This window comes from Desulfovulcanus ferrireducens (genome assembly GCF_018704065.1).
GTDB classification, from domain to species: Bacteria; Desulfobacterota; Desulfovibrionia; order Desulfovibrionales; family Desulfonatronovibrionaceae; genus Desulfovulcanus; species Desulfovulcanus ferrireducens.
This window is the reverse complement of record NZ_JAGUQP010000001.1, coordinates 120,509-138,997: the sequence shown is the minus strand read 5'-3', so window position 1 is coordinate 138,997 and position 18,489 is coordinate 120,509. Positions and strand designations below refer to the sequence as shown.

The 18,489-nt window shown below is 40.0% G+C and carries 16 protein-coding genes; 9 read left to right on the top strand and 7 right to left on the bottom strand.

Annotation, left to right across the window (positions count from 1 at the left end; all coding sequences use genetic code 11):
• Positions 1-27 precede the first annotated feature (27 nt).
• Positions 28-1,653 (top strand): citramalate synthase, encoded by a 1,626-nt coding sequence (gene cimA, locus KFV02_RS00655; RefSeq protein WP_252379598.1) that lies wholly within the window; start codon positions 28-30, stop codon positions 1,651-1,653.
• A 7-nt stretch (positions 1,654-1,660) separates the two neighbouring features.
• A complete protein-coding gene (locus KFV02_RS00650; protein WP_252379597.1) occupies positions 1,661-2,872 on the top strand; it encodes a replication-associated recombination protein A in 1,212 nt (403 codons plus the stop codon).
• A 513-nt stretch (positions 2,873-3,385) separates the two neighbouring features.
• Here KFV02_RS00650 and radA read toward each other — a convergent pair.
• From radA to hpt, 3 genes are all read right to left on the bottom strand, one after another.
• Positions 3,386-4,717 (bottom strand): DNA repair protein RadA, encoded by a 1,332-nt coding sequence (gene radA, locus KFV02_RS00645; protein ID WP_252379596.1) that lies wholly within the window; start codon positions 4,715-4,717, stop codon positions 3,386-3,388.
• A gap of 103 nt (positions 4,718-4,820) precedes the next feature.
• A complete protein-coding gene (locus tag KFV02_RS00640) occupies positions 4,821-5,666 on the bottom strand; it encodes a DUF3426 domain-containing protein (RefSeq protein ID WP_252379595.1) in 846 nt (281 codons plus the stop codon).
• Between the two features lie 30 nt (positions 5,667-5,696).
• Positions 5,697-6,212, bottom strand: a complete 516-nt coding sequence (gene hpt, locus KFV02_RS00635; RefSeq protein WP_252379594.1) for a hypoxanthine phosphoribosyltransferase — start codon at positions 6,210-6,212, stop codon at positions 5,697-5,699.
• A 243-nt stretch (positions 6,213-6,455) separates the two neighbouring features.
• Between hpt and KFV02_RS00630 the strand changes: the two genes are divergently transcribed.
• From KFV02_RS00630 to KFV02_RS00600, 7 genes are all read left to right on the top strand, one after another.
• Entirely contained in the window at positions 6,456-8,420 is a 1,965-nt protein-coding gene (locus tag KFV02_RS00630; RefSeq protein WP_252379593.1) for a hydantoinase/oxoprolinase family protein, read from the top strand.
• A gap of 69 nt (positions 8,421-8,489) precedes the next feature.
• The gene (locus tag KFV02_RS00625; protein WP_252379592.1) at positions 8,490-10,091 is read left to right on the top strand and encodes a hydantoinase B/oxoprolinase family protein; all 1,602 of its coding nucleotides are present in this window, start codon (positions 8,490-8,492) and stop codon (positions 10,089-10,091) included.
• Between the two features lie 18 nt (positions 10,092-10,109).
• Entirely contained in the window at positions 10,110-11,090 is a 981-nt protein-coding gene (locus KFV02_RS00620; protein WP_289509938.1) for a TRAP transporter substrate-binding protein, read from the top strand.
• 185 nt (positions 11,091-11,275) lie between these two features.
• Complete coding sequence (locus KFV02_RS00615) at positions 11,276-11,755, top strand: TRAP transporter small permease subunit (RefSeq protein ID WP_252379590.1); 480 nt, start codon at positions 11,276-11,278, stop codon at positions 11,753-11,755.
• On the top strand, positions 11,752-13,086 hold the full coding sequence (locus KFV02_RS00610; protein ID WP_434800275.1) for a TRAP transporter large permease: 1,335 nt from the start codon (positions 11,752-11,754) through the stop codon (positions 13,084-13,086). The genes KFV02_RS00615 and KFV02_RS00610 overlap by 4 nt, the downstream gene beginning before the upstream one ends.
• 961 nt (positions 13,087-14,047) lie before the next feature.
• Positions 14,048-14,581, top strand: coding sequence for a bifunctional pyr operon transcriptional regulator/uracil phosphoribosyltransferase PyrR (pyrR, locus tag KFV02_RS00605; protein ID WP_252379588.1), 534 nt, complete (start codon positions 14,048-14,050; stop codon positions 14,579-14,581).
• A 65-nt stretch (positions 14,582-14,646) separates the two neighbouring features.
• Entirely contained in the window at positions 14,647-15,351 is a 705-nt protein-coding gene (locus KFV02_RS00600) for an MgtC/SapB family protein (RefSeq protein ID WP_252379587.1), read from the top strand.
• Between the two features lie 108 nt (positions 15,352-15,459).
• Here the strand turns inward: KFV02_RS00600 and dapA are convergent, their stop codons facing one another.
• From dapA to KFV02_RS00580, 4 genes are all read right to left on the bottom strand, one after another.
• Positions 15,460-16,344: a 4-hydroxy-tetrahydrodipicolinate synthase gene (dapA, locus tag KFV02_RS00595; protein WP_252379586.1), complete on the bottom strand. Its 885-nt coding sequence runs from the start codon at positions 16,342-16,344 to the stop codon at positions 15,460-15,462.
• A gap of 90 nt (positions 16,345-16,434) precedes the next feature.
• The gene (gene dapF / locus KFV02_RS00590) at positions 16,435-17,283 is read right to left on the bottom strand and encodes a diaminopimelate epimerase (protein ID WP_252379585.1); all 849 of its coding nucleotides are present in this window, start codon (positions 17,281-17,283) and stop codon (positions 16,435-16,437) included.
• Positions 17,284-17,285: 2 nt separating this feature from the next.
• Positions 17,286-18,143, bottom strand: coding sequence for a UshA-like (seleno)protein family 2 (locus KFV02_RS11545; protein WP_420705202.1), 858 nt, complete (start codon positions 18,141-18,143; stop codon positions 17,286-17,288).
• Entirely contained in the window at positions 18,143-18,418 is a 276-nt protein-coding gene (locus tag KFV02_RS00580) for an HU family DNA-binding protein (RefSeq protein WP_252379583.1), read from the bottom strand. The genes KFV02_RS11545 and KFV02_RS00580 overlap by 1 nt, the downstream gene beginning before the upstream one ends.
• Positions 18,419-18,489 lie beyond the last annotated feature (71 nt).

Here is an 18,489-nt window from a genome sequence, read left to right as displayed (position 1 = left end):
TCAACCCCCAAATAACCGGCAAAACCAATGAAAACAGTAAAAATCTATGACACAACTTTAAGGGACGGCACCCAGTCTGAAGACGTGCATTTGTCCACTGAAGACAAAATCCGTATCGCCCAAAAACTAGACGAATTGGGCATCCACTATATTGAAGGAGGCTGGCCTGCTTCTAATCCTACAGATCAAAGATTTTTTCAGGAAATAAAAAACTATGACCTGAAAAATGCACAGATATCTGCCTTTGGCAGCACCCATCTTGCCAAGAAGTCTCCTAAAAACGATCCGAATCTGAATTCTTTACTTCAAGCCCGGACCCCTGTTGTCACTATCTTTGGCAAAACCTGGGACATTCATGTTCGGGAAGCACTTCGAACCACTCTTGAACGTAATTTAGAGCTTATCTACAATTCACTTGCCTATTTAAGGCCCAAGGTAAAAGAATTATTTTTTGATGCCGAACATTTCTTCGACGGCTTTAAAGCCAACAGAGACTATGCTCTGGCTTGCTTGAAAAAAGCCTTTGAGGCAGGAGCCGATGTCCTGGTTTTATGTGACACCAACGGCGGGACTATCTGCTCCGAATTATCAGCTATTATTGAGCAGGTCCAAAAAGAATTGCCAGAAGCATCCTTAGGCATTCATACTCACAATGATTCAGAGCTGGCTGTAGCCAACTCTTTAATTGCTGTAGAAAAAGGCATCGTCCAGGTACAAGGAACCATAAACGGCTATGGGGAAAGGTGCGGCAATGCCAATTTGTGTTCTATTATCCCCAACCTGCAACTGAAGATGGGCTATACTTGTTTGCCGGAAGATAAACTCAATCTCTTAACCTCAATATCTCACTTTGTTTCGGAAGTAGCAAATTTACCCTCTTTTCATCGTCAACCTTTTGTAGGTAAATCTGCTTTTGCCCACAAGGGCGGTGTCCATGTCAGTGCTGTACGCCGCAACCCCAAGACCTACGAGCACATCACTCCCGAGTCAGTCGGCAACAAACAACGCATCCTTCTTTCAGATCTGGCCGGACAGAGTAATATCTTGTTTAAGGCCAGACAATATGGATTTCATCTCGATAAGGATGATCCTTTTGTTCTAGACCTTCTATCCAGATTAAAAGACCTTGAAAGCCAGGGTTATGAATACACGGCTGCGGAAGCCTCTTTTGAGCTTCTACTTAATCGAACGCTGGGCAGAGCGCGCCGCTACTTTACACTGGAAGAATTCCGTATCCTGGAAACTAAGCGGGTTGAAGACAGGGAGCCAATCTCTGAAGCCACGGTCAGGGTTCGCGTAGGTGGAATGCTTGAGCACACGGCAGCTACCGGCAAAGGGCCAGTCAATGCCCTGGACAATGCCCTGCGCAAGGCCCTGGAAAAATTTTACCCAGCCCTTTCAGAAGTAGAGCTACTGGACTTTAAGGTAAGAGTATTTTCTGTTCTAACTCACGGAGATCTTTCCGGTACAGCTTCCAGAGTACGCGTCCTCATCGAATCCGGCGACCACCAATCCAGATGGATAACTGTGGGAGTATCTTACAATATAATTGAAGCCAGCCGTCAGGCCCTGGAAGACGCTTTAAACTATAAATTGTTTAAAGATGACAAGGAGAAACTAACCAAGGCGATTATAGAAGTGAAGGAAAAATAACTAAAACATGCATACTCCCCTGGCTGAGAAACTAAGACCCCAGAACCTGGACCAATTTGTGGGTCAGAAGCATATAAAATCCAGGCTCAGGGCCATTATTCAGGGTAAGAGGCTGCAAAGTGCTCTCTTTTTTGGACCGCCCGGATGCGGAAAGTCGAGCTTAGCTTTACTCATTGCCAAGGCTTCAGGACGAAACTTTGCCCGATTCAGCGCTCCGGAAATTGGCATTGCTAAGCTTCGCCAAAAAATTTCTGGCCTGGACATCCTTATTCTGGACGAGTTGCACCGCTTTTCCAAGGCGCAGCAGGATTTTTTTCTTCCCCTGCTGGAAAGCGGTGAGATTGTGCTTTTGGCCACAACTACTGAAAATCCCTCTTTTAGTGTAACCAGACAACTATTGTCTCGCCTAAGTGTTTTTAGGCTACATAGTTTAAACCAAGACGAATTACTACAGATTGCCCAGAAAGGAAAAGAAATCCTGGACATAGCTATTCCTGACCAAAGCCTTGAACTTCTGGCTTCTCTTGCCGGGGGTGATGCCAGAACCCTACTGAATCTTTTAGAATATACAGCTAGCCTTAAGGAAAATGAACGCTCTCCCAAAAAGTTGAAAACTATTCTTCCGGAAATAGTTATCCGGGGAGATAGAGCTGGCGATGCCCATTATGAACTTGCTTCAGCACTGATCAAATCCATCCGCGGTAGTGACCCTGATGCTGCCCTGTATTACCTGGCCTGCCTTCTCGAAGGAGGAGAAGATCCCCGTTTCATCTGTCGACGCCTGATTTTATCGGCTTCAGAAGATATCGGCATGGCAGACCCCATGGCTTTGCCTTTAGCTGTTTCTTGCCAACACGCTGTTGAATTTGTGGGTATGCCTGAGGGCTTTATTCCTCTGGCCGAAACAGTGGTTTATCTGGCCCTGGCACCTAAATCCAACTCCACCTACGCAGCCTATCTTGCTGCCCAAAAAGAGGTGAGGTTAAATGGCCCCAGGTCAGTACCACTGCACCTGCGCAATGCCTCTACCAGGCTGCAAAAAGAATGGGGCTATGGAAAAAACTATAAATATCCCCACTCCTATCCAGGATCCTGGGTAGAACAGGATTATCTGCCTCAGGAATTACTTGGCCGCCGTTTTTACCATCCAAAAGATCAAGGGCAAGAGCCAAGATTGCTTGCATGGATTAGAAAACACAAGAAGAGGTCAAAAGGCTAAAGAGCCTGTGGCCACCACCTATTTTAACCACCAAATTGAAAGTCTTTTGGTTTCTGGAATGTATTACAAACGGCTTGGGTAACCCAATCTCAACGAAGCTTGCGGGAAAACAGAGCATCGGGATGAATGGGCTGAATATTTTGCGACATTGACCATAACTATCTATAGTTTAAATTGAGCGATTTTTTTTGCAGTTCAAACTTTGAGATTGCTTCGCTACACTTTGTTCCACTCGCAATGACAGGAGCGAGATCGTCATTGCGAGGGCAGCGAAGCTGTCCGTGGCAATCTCACCCATTGAGTGAAAATCGCTCAACTTAGTATAATTAAAAGACTATTCGCTTACCCAAAATATCCCATTATGTTCTGCCCGCAAGCAAGTTTTAGATGGGTCCAAGACTTTGTACCAGCATGAAAGAAACCAAGACTGGAATAAACCATGGAAATTGAGTTGATATAAAGGTTCGGCTACAGGCTCTAAAGAGCTGAAGTTTAAGGAGTTTAGGGTCCTGGTTAGGTGGTAAACAAAATCCTTTTCAGATCCATAATCGTAGCGCACCCTAAGGAAGCATCGCTTCTAACTTTAGGGCAGAATATAGGCTTGTAACCCAGCTTTTCTGCCTGACGCAAACGCAGGTCATGCCCTAACACAGGTCTAATCTGACCGTTTAAATCCACTTCCCCCCAAAAAACTGCCTGTTCTGGAAGTGGCTGTTCAAAAAAAGAAGACAAAACAGATGCCACTAACCCCAAATCCAAACCCGGGTCATTAATCCTAAGCCCTCCACCAATTTTAGCATAAATATCCATTTGACCCAGGTTGAGCTTTAGCTTTTTTTCCATAACAGCGAGTAGTAAGTGGAGCCTATTGGCATCAATGCCTAAAGCCGTACGCCTGGGAATGGCCAGAAAAGTATTGCTGGCAAGGGCCTGGACTTCAACAGCGAAAGGTTTTTGTCCGTCCACAGCCATGACAATGGCAGAGCCACTCAAACTGGCATTTCGAGCCTGGAGGAAAAATGTGGACGGATCCTGAACTATCTCCATACCGTAAGCTTTCATTTGCCATAAAATCAGCTCATTGCTGGGCCCAAACCTATTTTTAACCACGCGCAAAACCCGGAATAAATGCTCCTTGTCCCCTTCCAGGTAAAGTACCGTATCCACCATGTGTTCCAAAAGCTTAGGGCCGGCTATCTGTCCATCCTTGGTCACATGACCCACTAGAATAATGCAGGTGTTATTTTCCTTGGCCTTATGGATAAGTTCCGTGGCAACAGCCCTTATCTGAGATGGAGATCCGGGAATGGAATCCACAGATGTACAGGCTATGGTCTGGACAGAATCAATGATCAATAGCTGAGGGATATCCCCGGACTCAAACAGAGCCAGAATCTCTTCCAGAGAATTGGTGGCCATCGCCAACATAGCCGATGGCAGAAGATTCAATCTTTCAGCCCTGGACTGGATTTGAGATAAAGACTCTTCTCCGCTTATATAAATACTTTTTTTCCCTTCCCGGGCTACATTAACTGCCAGTTGCAAGAGCAAAGTGGACTTGCCTATGCCCGGCTCTCCTCCCAAAAGGATAACCCCGCCTGGAACAAACCCTCCACCCAACAGGTTATCCAGTTCAGCAATAGAAGTGCTAAAAAATTGCGCGCTGAGTACTTGACCGGTATCAAGCCTTTCAGGCTTGGCCTTAGATTTAGGTACAACAAGCCTAGACGAAGCAACTTCTTTTAACTCCAGGGTATTCCATTCTCCGCATTGCACACACTGCCCTTGCCATTGTAAGGCCTTTGCCCCGCAGGCTGTACAAATATATACTTTTTTACTTTTCACACCCAATCTTCTATTATGATTAATGCACTATTCCGGCCACGCTAGCACTATTGCTTTAATTTTCATCCGCCTCTCTGTTTCACCGTTTCTCAATTTCTCCTATTCACTTCTTCGGCGGGTCTTTGACATCAATAACCTCAAGACCAAACTCCTCTACACCTTTCGGAGGATCTTTAAAGACAACCATAAACGGAGTGGAGCCACCGGGTTTGATATAGGTATTATTGGTCAGAATGCCAACTTTAGCATTCAAAGCTGATTCCAGTTCTTCCAAGCTCAACACCTGTAATCGGAACAGAGAAACAACATTGCCACAATAAAACTCTTTGGATTGAACCACATTGCCCTGCTTATCGTACAAGCTGGCCCTTAATTTGATAAGTTCTTTAGGTTGGTTAAATCTGTTCACGGCCTGGCCTTCAATAACAAATAGCTGACCGATTTTTTCGTTGGTCACAAAATATTGGCGCACATTTTCCAGGGAGATATTTTTCACTCTCTCTTCATTGACCACCTGCTTTTGTTCCAAACTTTCCTGAGTTTGTTTAATAGTGTTCAGACCAGGAATATAGTTTATTAATTGAGGGAAAAAATAGTATATGCCACCGCCGAGCCCGATCAACAGGAAAACCAATAAAATAAAAACAACAAAAAACCTGGATCTTTTTTTGGACTTTTTTTTCTTTTGTGGCGAAATCTCTATTTCTATATCTTTAGGTTCTTTTTCCTCCGTTTCAAACTCCCTCCCCTTCCCGGTCTCCTTTTCATTTTCAGGGGCAACATCCCCGAGACCATCTATTTCGGGTTCGTCCAGCTTTATCCCATCATCTTCTGGCAAACTAGGAACAAAAATATGTTCGCATCTGGTACATTTGAGCTTAACTCCGGGTTGCAATCTGGACTCGTTTATTTTGTATTTTGTGCTGCATTGCGGGCATTGTACAATCATAAACCACCTCTTAGAATGATTTTTTTTTTGTCAAAAGACCAATTCATATATTCCATCCTTGTTCCTGTACTTCTCGGCATAATCTAAACCATAACCAACAACAAAACCTTTTTCCAGAACAAATCCCGGATAGTCAACCTGAACATCCACTTCTCGTCTCTCTCTTTTATCCAATAATGCACAAATTTTTATACTTTTTGGTTTCCTTGCCTCAAGTACCTTAGTTAAATAATTTATAGAATGACCTGAGTCCACAATATCTTCCACGACGAGCACATTCTTGTTTTCAACGGAAATTTCCATGTCCTTGGAAAAAACAACCTTTCCGGTAGTTGAAGTCTGGTCAGCATAGCTGGATAAACGAACAAAATCCATTTCTGGATCAATAGTCAAAGCCCGCATCAAGTCAGCAAAAAATACAAATGCTCCTTTTAGCACGCACACAGCAACTAAAGGCTCATTGGCATAATCTTTGGATATTTGCGCGCCCAGTTCCTGAACCCTTGCCTGAATATCCCTCTGACTATAAACGACTTTAAATTGCATTCTGTAACTCCTTAGAAATAATAATAAATTTTCTTTTTTTGACCTTTACCCAAAAACTGGCTAGAATCATTTTTTGCTCCTAACTGGCTAATTAAACTTAATTCTTTTGTCCAGAGTTCATCCTCTGTTATTTAAACTTGGCTACGGCAAATCCTGCCATAAAAAGAGCCGAACTCAAGAAATTTCAAAAAACTTTTTTTCTCTATATTGCTATCCAGGCATTATAATGATCAGGAGGAATTAATGATAATATGTGTTGATACAGGAGGAACTTTTACTGATTTTATTTACAAGGACGGCAATGAGTGGGGTGTGTATAAATTGTTATCTACCCCATCGAATCCAGCAGAGGCTGTATTAGCAGGAATTAGACATATCGTTAAAGAAGGTAAATTCCGGGTTATTCATGGGTCTACTGTTGCGACAAATGCAATTTTAGAAAAAAAAGGGTCCAAGACTGCACTCATAACCAATAAAGGTTTTGAAGATATTATTGAAATTGGCAGACAAAACAGAAGTGAATTATATAATCTCTCATACAAAAAAAATGAGCCTCTTATCCCGCCAAAATTACGATTTGGAATCAGCGGTAGAGTAAACTATGTGGGCAGTGTACTGGAAGAAATAGACGAACAAGCCCTATTCGAATTAATTGACAAACTGCAAAGCGACCAGGTTGAGTCCATAGCAGTGTCTCTACTTTTCTCGTTCAAAAATCCAGAGCATGAACTAAAAGTAAAAGAAATTCTTAAAAAGTTGAATATCCCTATATCATTATCTCACGAAATATTATCTGAATTCAGAGAATATGAAAGAACATCAACGACAGTTATCAACGCCTATGTTTCTCCAAAAATGAAAAAATATATTACATATATAAAGGATAGTATAGGCGATAACAAACTTAGCATAATGCAGTCCAATGGAGGAACTATTTCTGCTGAAACAGCAATGAAAGAATCCGTGCGGACTATATTGTCCGGTCCTGCCGGAGGAGCTGTTGGAGCATACGAATTAGGCAAGATGGCTGGATTTGATAGATTAATAACTTTTGATATGGGCGGAACATCTACAGATGTTGCACTTTTAGATCAAAGTCTGCCGCTCACACTGGAGTCAAGTATTGCAGAATTTCCCGTAAAAGTGCCCATGATAGATATACATACTGTTGGAGCAGGTGGTGGCTCAATAGCTCATATTGATGCGGGAGGATCATTAAAGGTTGGTCCTGAAAGTGCTGGGGCTGACCCTGGTCCGATATGTTACGGAAAAGGAGAAAACATCACCGTTACAGATGCAAACCTGTTTCTGGGAAGACTCATTCCGGATAACTTTCTGGGCGGGAAAATGGAGTTACATGTTGATAGATTAAATAATTATTTTAATAAAATGTCTCAAGAAATTGGGCTTTCCCCTGTTGAGTTGGCAGAAGGAATTTTGTCGGTAGCCAATACGGCTATGGAAAGGGCTATTCGGGTAATTTCTGTGGAAAGAGGATTTGATCCAAGGGAGTTCGTGTTATTTTCTTTTGGTGGAGCAGGAGGAATGCATGCGGCGTTTTTAGCGAAGCTTCTCAATATGCCGAAAGTGCTGGTCCCTAAAAATCCAGGCATTCTCTCTGCTATTGGCATGATGATGGCCGATATTATAAAGGATTATTCTCAGACAGTAATGCTTAAGGAAAAGATGGAGTTTGCAGAAATAAATAAATTATTTTCTCCTATGGAAGACAAGGCCATCCATGATTTGTTGTTTGAGGGCATAAATAAAGATAACATTATCTTGGATAAATACCTGGATATGAGATATAAGGGCCAATCTTATGAAATCATTGTTCCCTTTAATGAAAATTATGAAGAAACCTTTCATAAATTGCATGAAAAGACATACGGTTATTCGAATAGAGATAAACAGGTCGAAATAGTAAATATCAGGTTGAGGGCGAGAGGACTTCCGGACAAACCTCAATTTCCAAAAAGTAAACTCACTAAAAAGGATATTCCCTCCGAGGCCATTATTGATAAAAAAACTGTTATCTTTGACAGCAAAAAAGAACAGACAATAATTTTGGATAGAGATAAATTAATTTGTGGAAACTTGATAAAAGGGCCGGCAATTGTTGTTGAGTATACCTCGACTATTGTTATTCCTCCATTTGCTACCGGAGAAATTGATGGCTATGGGAACATAATCATTTCCATAAACTAATGAAATGAATAGTCAGTTTTAGTTCATGGCATCAAACTTTTAACTTAAATAATCGCACAAGGGATTGTTATGAAAGTAAACCCCATTTTGCTTGAAGTTTTCAAAAACAGATTTGCCTCCATTTCAGAGGAAATGGGAGTTACCTTGAATAGAACGGCATTTTCTCCAAATATTAAAGAAAGAAGGGATTTCTCCTGTGCCATTTTTGACGCACAGGGAGATATGATAGCCCAAGCTGCCCATATTCCTGTTCATCTAGGTTCAATGCCTTTGTCCGTAAAGGCAGCGATTCAGGAATATGAATTAAATGAAGGGGATATGATCATCTTAAACGACCCGTTTAAAGGCGGTACTCATTTACCTGATATTACGATAGTTGCTCCTGTTTTTGCCGGAGAGGAAAAACCAGTCTACTATGTCGCAAATAGGGCCCACCACTCTGATGTTGGAGGGATGAGTTCTGGCTCGATGCCCTTATCAAGTTCAATTTTTCAAGAGGGGGTAATAATTCCACCCCTAAAGATTGTAGAAAACAACAAGATTGATGAAAAAGTGATGAAGTTCTTTCTAAATAATGTGAGGACTCCCCAGGAAAGAGAAGGAGACTTTGCCGCGCAGGTTATGGCCAACATTACTGGTGTCAAACGTACACAAGACCTTATACAAAAATATGGTTTAGAAACAGTAAATTTCTATGCAAAAAGCTTAATTGACTATTCTGAAAAAATTACCAGAAAAACAATTTTAGAAATACCAGATGGTGCTTATTCTTTTGAAGATGTTCTTGATGACGATGGTTATGGAAACAGCAATATAAAAATCCATGTTAGCATTACAATTAAGGACGATACTGCAACAATAGATTTTTCAAAGTCAGACAGGCAAGTAGATGGCAGCGTAAATGCTGTTTATGCAATAACTTTATCTGCAGTTTTATATGTCTTTAGATCACTTATTAAAGAAGATATACCAACAAATGCAGGGTGTCAGCGTCCTATAAAAATCATAACCAAAAAGGGAACTATTGTTGATGCCACATTTCCTTCAGCGGTGGCCGGCGGAAATGTAGAAACATCACAAAGAATAGTAGATGTTGTGTTGGGAGCTTTGTCTCAAGCTTTGCCTGAAAGGATTCCTGCGGCAAGTCAAGGAACAATGAATAACCTTGCCATAGGCGGGATAGATGATAGAAATGATACTCCTTTTGCATATTACGAAACCTTAGCAGGAGGTATGGGCGCTACTTTTAAACAGGATGGTGACTCTGCAGTACACTCACATATGACAAATACTTTAAACACACCTGTAGAAGCATTGGAGTTCAGTTATCCATTTTTAGTTACCGAATATTCTATTCGTAGAGGGTCGGGAGGAAAAGGACAATACAACGGTGGAGATGGTCTAATAAGGGAAATAAAGTTAATTTCCGATGCAGAAGTGACCGTCCTGTCAGAAAGGAGAACCAATGCACCTTATGGCCTTTTTGGAGGAGAGAGTGGAAGGTGTGGTAAAAATATAATAATTCAAAATGGGCAAAAAAAGGAAATGCCTGGCAAATTCTTTGTAAAGTTGCGTAAAGGAGATATTCTGAGAATAGAAACACCAGGTGGCGGGGGATATGGACAGATGGATAATAACGCATCTAAAAAAACTTCGTCTGCCACAAAATAAACAAAAGGAGGAAACTACATGAAAACATTTACAAGGATTTTGACATTTATCTTTATTTTGGTCTTTTTCGCTGCTCCAGTTCGTGCCGAGGTGATCAACCTGGATCTTAATGCTATTTATGGCCCAACCAGTTTCCATACCCAAGGTGCTTTTGAATTTGCGAAGTTGGTGGAAAAATATTCCGAGGGCACGGTTAAAATCACGGTGCATCCTGGTGGAAGTTTGGGATTTAAGGGGCCCGAATTGCTAAAGGTGGTCAAAGACGGTCAGGTTCCAATGTCGGACATTTTAATGGGGGTTGTTGCAGGTAGTGAGCATGTCTTTGGAATTAGTTCTCTCCCGCGACTGGTAAAAAGTTTTGATGAAGCGAAAAAATTATATAATGAGTGTAAACCCTTGTACCAAAAAGCGGCAAAGAAATGGAACCAGAAATTTTTATATGCTGCACCCTGGCCTCCTAGCGGCTTGGTAACCAAAAATCCAATTAATAGCGTTGTTGACTTAAAAGGCCTTAAAACACGCACTTATGATAAAAATGGCGCTAAATTTTTAAGAGAATTGGGTGCCTCACCTTTGTCCTTGCCCTGGGGTGAAGTATATTCCTCCCTGCGGACAGGAATGATAGATTCAGTGTTAACTTCTGCTGAATCAACAAAAAATGGAAAATTCTGGGAAGTATTATCATATTTTAAAGACATAAATTACGCTTTCCCTCTAAATATGGTAACCATTAACATGGATTACTATAAGGCTCTCTCTAAAGACCAACGAAATGCTCTGGAAAAGGCTGCCGCTGAAATAGAAGAAAAACAATGGAAGGCATCAGAGGAGAGAACAGTTAAGGCCCTAGAAATAATTAGCAAACATGGAATTAAAGTTTCAAAGCCGGATGCAGCATTAAACAAGGCAATGGATGAAGCTGCAAAGAAAATTATAGATGAGTTTTTAGAAAAGGCTAAAAGTAGCGAAAAGAAAGTATTAAGCAAATTTGTAAAATAAAATTAAATAATGCGCCTGTAATTATACTATTTGCAGGCGTATTTATTACCAATACTCAAAGTTTGATTTACCAATACAAAAATATTTTTTATCGCAACACGCTAAAATAATTAAAATTATTAGCGCTATACAATCCAGCTGATAGCCGGATTGTATAGCTGCATTTCCAGTATAAGGTTATTTTGATGAAAACAAACATTATTAAGCTTGCAGACAAATTATCTAATATAAGTGCATACCTATCTGGTATTCTGATGATTCTTATTGTAATTTTGATAACATTTGAAATATTCCTAAGGGCTTTTTTTAATACATCTACATTAATCGCCGACGAATACAGTGCATATTTTTTTGTTGGCGTTGTCATGCTTGGTCTTGCATACACATTAAAAGAAAATTCACATATAAGAATTACTCTTATTTCTTCAAGATTAAATAAAAAAATTAATAAGTATTTAGATTTATCAGTAACTTTAATCGCGGTCTTAATTTGTAGTTTTCTTTTGTACCACTCAATACTAATGGCTTACGATACATATTCACTTGAAATGACAGCTGATACTATTGCAGAGACACCTTTATACCTACCTCAACTTTTTCTTCCGATTGGCTTTTTTGTTTTTGATTTACAATTAATATCATACTTCATAAGGAGGCTACCATAATTACCGATCCTTTAATCTTAACATTTGTCCTTTTCGGCATAATGTTCATATTCCTGCTTTCAGGACTATGGATAGGTTTTTCCCTTTTTGCTGCGGGCATTACCGGGATGTTGATATTTAAACTTAATCTTCCGCCAACTATTTCAATCTGGCAAAAGATTGGCGGGTTGATGGCTAATTCAGTCTGGAACAGTATCAACTCCTGGTCTTTGACAGCCCTGCCTCTGTTTATATTTATGGGAGAAATCCTATACAGAACAGCTATTTCCACCAGACTGCTAAATGGACTATTGCCGTGGCTGTCTAATATTCCTGGAAGGCTTCTGCATATTAACGTAGTGGCTTGCTCTCTTTTCGCAGCAGTGTCTGGTTCAAGCGCAGCCACAACAGCAACAGTTGGAAAAATTACTTTAGACGAGCTTTCAAAGAGAGGATATGACAGGCAGATTGCCATAGGCTCTCTGGCCGGTGCAGGGACATTAGGATTTCTCATCCCCCCGAGCTTGATAATGATTATCTACGGCATCCTGTCTGATACTTCGATTGGTAAACTTTTTATCGGAGGGGTGATCCCGGGTTTAATGCTTGCTGGAAGCTATTCTGCTTTTATTATTTTTAAAGCAATAACCAATCCAGATATAGTCCCTAAAAGTGACGAAAAATATTCAGTCAAAGAAAAAATTAAATCTTTAAAAGAGTTAATACCAGTCTTCTCTCTGATTTTTATTGTTTTAGGCGGTATTTACCTTGGTTATACAACGCCAACCGAAGCTGCTGCCATAGGAGTTGTAGGCTCTATAATACTAGCATTAATTTTTAAAAATTTAACCACAAAGAGATTTATTGAGGCAGCTTTGAATGCAGTTAAAACAACAGCAATGATCTCATTTATAATTACCGGAGCTGCATTTTTGTCTCAAGTTGTCGGATTTGTGGGCATAGCTAGAGCTTTAAGTGAATATATTGCTAGCCTTGGCTTATCTCCATACTTATTGATATTTGTTATTGGATCTATGTATCTTGTTTTAGGAATGATACTTGATGGCATCTCTATAGTTGTGATGACTTTACCTATTGTGTTGCCTATTATATTAGCTGCTGGATTTAAACCATTATGGTTTGGAATATTTTTAGTATTTATGGTTGAATTATCACAAATAACCCCTCCAGTAGGATTTAGCATTTTTGTTATTCAAGGAATATCCAACGAAAAGGTGGGAAATATTTTAAAAGCAACCTTCCCATTTTTTATAATTATGATTTTAATGGTTATCTTGATTACAGTTTTCCCGGAGGTAGTTTTTTATTTACCGCAAAAAATGATCCGATAATTTTTTAACAGACGACCAATTGAACTCTAAACTTAAAATTAGAGCAGTTTTATTAATAAATGGGACGTCATCGTTGAAAAGGCAGGGCAGAAGTCCTGCCTTTTTACATGAAAATTAAATTTTGAGAAAAATTTTAAAATTAAAATTTTAGATTACTATATTTTTGTTATTGTTAGATACTTTCCCCAAACTAAAGCTTATAGCTTTACCCAAACATCTTCACTACAGAGTCTGTGGCCAAACCCAATTTTAAGATGCAACTGCCAACATTAAAAATTTACAATTTTGGCAAAAATATCATATAACCCATTTAAATAATTCAACATTCATAATTCAAAATTCAACATTGCCTGCAAAAAGTCCCTTTTTGCAGGCGCATCATTTTAACCGCTGATTGAAAGTCTTGGTTTCTGAAATGCATTACAAACGGCTTGGGTAACCCATCTTAGGGAAGCTTGCGAAAAAACAGAGCATCGGGAGAAATGGGCTAAATATTTTGCGAGACTTACCATAACTATCTATAATTTAAATTGTGCGATTTTTTTGCAGTTCAAACTTTGAGATTGCTTCGCTACACTTTGTTCCACTCGCAATGACAGGAGCGAGATCGTCATTGCGAGGGCAGCAAAGCTGCCCGTGGCAATCTCATCACCCATTGAGTGAAAATCGCTAAACTTAGGTATAATTAAAAGACTATTCGTTTACCCAAAGTATCCCATTATGCTCTGTCCGCAAGCAAGTTATAGATGGGTCCACGTTTTTGTACCAGCATGAAAGAAACTAAGACTGAAATAAACTATGCAAATTGAGTTGATTTAAAGTTTCAGCCACAAACTCATAAGTAAAATTCTGTTTAAACCAGGTCAAAATGAAAAAATTTAAGAATATATAGCTGAGAAAACTTTGACGAACGTCTAAATTAAAGGCATAATTAATAACCAAAATGTTTTGAGGTGAGATTATGAAAAACGAAAAGCAAATAATGAATGCCGAACAAATGCAAAAAACTCTGGAAAGACTAGCCTATGAAGTTCTAGAACGTATATCTGACTTTTCCAAATTAGCCCTTATTGGTATTCAAAGACGCGGCGTTGATTTAGCCGAACGCATAAAAAAAATCCTGGAACAAAAAACAAAAAAACAATTAGACTTAGGTAAGCTAGACATTAATCTTTACCGGGACGACTGGACCAATTTGGCCTCTACCCCCTCTATTAATAAGACCGATATTCCGTTTGACCTAGGTGAAAAAGATATTGTTTTGGTAGATGACGTTCTCTTTACAGGCCGTACTGTCCGGGCAGCATTGGAAGCCATTTTAGACTTTGGCCGTCCCAAAACCATCAAGCTTCTGGTTTTAATTGACCGGGGACACAGGGAACTTCCCATCCATGCAGACTTCGTGGGCAAAAAGTTAAACACTTCCAGACGAGAGCTCGTACATGTTCTAACTAAAGAGCATGACGGTGAAGACATGGTTGTTTTAGAAGGATAGAAGGCTAAAAATAGAAACCTGGAAAGACAAACACATTTAACTTTAAATAGTTAAGGTACTTTTTAATGGACTACCCTCAACTTTCTACCTATATATTTAAACTCTTCCTAACGGCCATTTTAGGTGGAGTTATTGGCTTTGAACGTGAATCACACGGACAAAGCGCAGGCTTTCGCACCAACCTTTTGGTTGCCATAGGAGCCTGTTTGATGATGATTCTCTCTTTAGCAATCACTGATATATTCAAAGAATATAATGTAAACAGCGTTATTCGCCTTGATCCCGCGCGCATTGCCTCTTACGCTATTGCCAGCATGGGTTTCTTAGGCGCGGGAGCAATTATTAAGGGAAAAGGATCCGTACGAGGGCTAACAACTGCTGCAGGTCTATGGCTAGTAACCGGCATTGGCCTCACTGTAGGAGCTGGATTATATATTCCAGCCATTTTAACCACTATCATCAGTATATTTGTCCTCTACCCTTTACGTTTTTTTCGCCGAACCATAACCCATGATCAACACACCCTTTTAACTCTCAGATGTGAATGTTCCGAAGCTCCTTTGAACATGGTCAAGGCGGTTCTATCCCTTTACGAACCCGGCTTGCGGATAAAATTTATCAATTATTATCAAGATAAAGTGGAAGGCTATGTAACCTACAAAATAAGATTACACAGTAAAGATACTCTGCCTTGGAACAAGATTGTATCTCAACTACTTGATTTACCTCAGATACAGGCTATTTCCTGGGAAGAAGCAGATGTGCCTTAATATAGCAGGAACTAGTTGATTAGTTAAATGGTTGAGTTGATAAAAAATTGAGTAGCTGAGTATGGACACTACCCAATAAAACACTCAGCTACTCAACTAATAAACCATTCAACCAGAGATCAATTGTTTGCTCACCAAAATACTTCTTAATTTTTCTTCATTGGCCGCAAGCAACGGTACCAGAGGTAATCTCAACTCCAACCTTATCTTTCCCATTAATGAAAGAGCAGTTTTAACCGGAATTGGATTAGTTTCCAGAAACATAGCCCGACAAAGGGGAGCCATGTCTTGATGAAGTTTTTGAGCTGTTTCCAGATCATTTTGAAAAACCGCCTTGCATAAATCACTCATCTTTCGTGGCACAATATTAGAGACTACGGAAATTACTCCATGTCCACCAACAGATAACAGAGGCAAAACTGTAAAATCATCACCAGACAAAACGATAAATTCCGGACCGCACTCCTCAATTACTTCAGAAACTTGCTTTAGATCTCCTGTAGCTTCTTTTATACCAACTACCTCAGGTATTTCCTTAAAGAGCCTGGCCACTGTTGGAGGTAAAACGTTTAAAGAAGTCCTGCTGGGGACATTGTATACAATCATAGGAATAGAGACTTCCTTGGCAATGGCCTTAAAATGGGCGACTATTCCTTCAGGTGTCGGCTTGTTATAATATGGTGTTATAAGCAGTGCTCCATCTGCCCCGGCTTCTTTGGCATAACGAGTTAAATCAATGGCCTCACTGGTAGAGTTTGACCCGGCACCTGCCAGAACCGGCACTCTTCCTTTGGCTTGTTCAACACAAATTTTGATCACTTGTTTATGTTCCTCATGACTAAGGGTTGCGGACTCACCTGTAGTACCGCAAGGAACAAGGCCATTAATGCCTTCCTCTATCTGCCACTCAATCAATTCTCTATAAGCTTCCTCATCTAGCTTGCCGTCCTTAAAAGGAGTAACCAAAGCTGTAAATGCGCCCTTAAATTGCATCTAATATCCTCCCAGTAAAAGTTTAGAGTTTAAAGATTAAAATTATTTCCGAGTTTCGAGGTATGGCGCGTCCTAACTCGAAACTATTAATTACTCTTCATCCAGACCAAACTGTTTTAAAAAAACTCGCCCTTCGTAAACAAGAACAGCTTTACCTTGTAAGAAAACTTTATCATCTTCAAGGATAATACGTAAAACTTCCCCGCCAGTTGTGGTCACCTGAACAGAATTGTTGAGCAATCCCAGCCTATTAGCTACAACAACGCTGGCAGCAGCACCTGTTCCACATGCATAGGTTTCGCTCTCGACCCCTCTTTCATAGGTGCGTAATAATATTTTGTCATTATCCTTTATTTCGATAAAATTTACATTAGTGCCAGCAGGTGAAAATTGTGTATGAAAACGAATAGTCTGACCTAATTTCTGGACATCCATTTTTTGCAAATTTTTTGTGATAACAACAGCATGAGGTACTCCAGTATTTACAAAATGGACATTGAGTTCCCTTTGTTCATCAAGTGTCAAAGACAGATTAAGTTGTAAATCTCGTGGAGGAGTAAGTTGCACCTTAACCTGACCTTCTTCCAGAACCTGAGCCTGTATTGGACCGGCATCTGTTCCAAAAATATGCTTTTTGGGTGCCATGCCCAGTTCATAAGCTAATCTGGCCGCGCACCTGGACCCATTTCCGCACATCTCCGCCCGAGACCCATCTGAATTAAAAAAATGCCATCGATAATCAATGCCCTGTTTATCCGGTTCGTCTAAAAAAATCATCCCATCCGCCCCGATAGCAAATGCGCGTGGACAAAGTTTTTTGGCCCAAAGGCCCATCTTCTCCGGGCTAAGCCTCAATTCACGGTTATCAAAAAGAATAAAGTCATTACCACTGCCTTGCATCTTAAAAAATTGCGCTGTATCCAATTCATTCTCCGTCATAATTAATCTCTAACACCTTTAAATAATGTTAAAATTTTTTCATCTGAAGGAACTCGATCATTTAAAGGGAAAATATCGAGAATTACATTATCCCCTTGTTTCCATTGCCAATTTGAATCCTCGGAAGGAAACTTCAAAATTTTGAGTAAATTCACTGCCTTGCCCTGGGGATAAGGTCTAATCCAAAGAGTATAAGCATTGTTGACGATCTTCCCTCGTGTGCCAAAACCCTCCCCAGAGCCCAATAAAACATGCACAAAACAACCTGGAAATTCTAGATACCTCTTCTCGAGGTCAGCCCCCCAGGGACTAAGACCAATAATCAAAGCCCCTTTATTGCTAAGACTAATACTTTTAGCTAACAGATTTACTTTTTTACATACCTGTTCAAATTTACTTGTCTTTTCTGGAAAAAGAACAAAAAAAATCTCATCTTTATTCACTTTATACTTAAAGACCGTCGGATTTTCCTTGGGCATTACACGCCAATTTTCAGGAATAGAGCTCGAGTTTATTTTCAAAATATCATTTTCTAAACTGGTTAGAAAACCAACATGATACTTTAAAGACCTAAAAGCAGAAACTAAAGAAGTGTAAAATCCTTCTGGCTTTCGAGATATTGAAGCTGGCTTTAAAAATTCATAGGGACCAAAGACAAAGAAAGTAAAACTTTTCCTTTTTTGTTCAAAAAAACCAGCCCGCCGGGCCAGTCCACCTAGTGTCTTTCCGCCTCAGGTTGGACAGGGGCGGATTTTGGCAAATGTATTAGCAGTGTAATAAATGCTTAAACCTTTGGCCCAGACCGGTGAGACCAGAAAACAAAAAAGGGAAAAAAGAAAAAATAGCCTCAGCTTCAACATTAGCTATTGAGATATTCCTTCAACTCTTTTCCGGCACGAAAAAAGGGAAGCCTTTTTGGTTTAACCTCGACTTTTTCACCGGTCTTGGGATTTCGACCTTGGTAGCCTTTATACTCCTTTATCTTAAAGCTGCCAAACCCCCTGATTTCAACTCTGTTTCCAATTTTGAGGGCTTCTTTCATAGAATCAAAAAAAATATTCACAATGTCTGTAGCTTCTTCCACAGAAATATTTCTTTCCTCAGCCAACGTCTTAATTAGTTCACTCTTATTCATTGCCCCCCTCCTGTTTGTGTTTTTCCTGTAAAAACCTAATCAGCTTTGGATTCTTAATAATATTTTTCTCA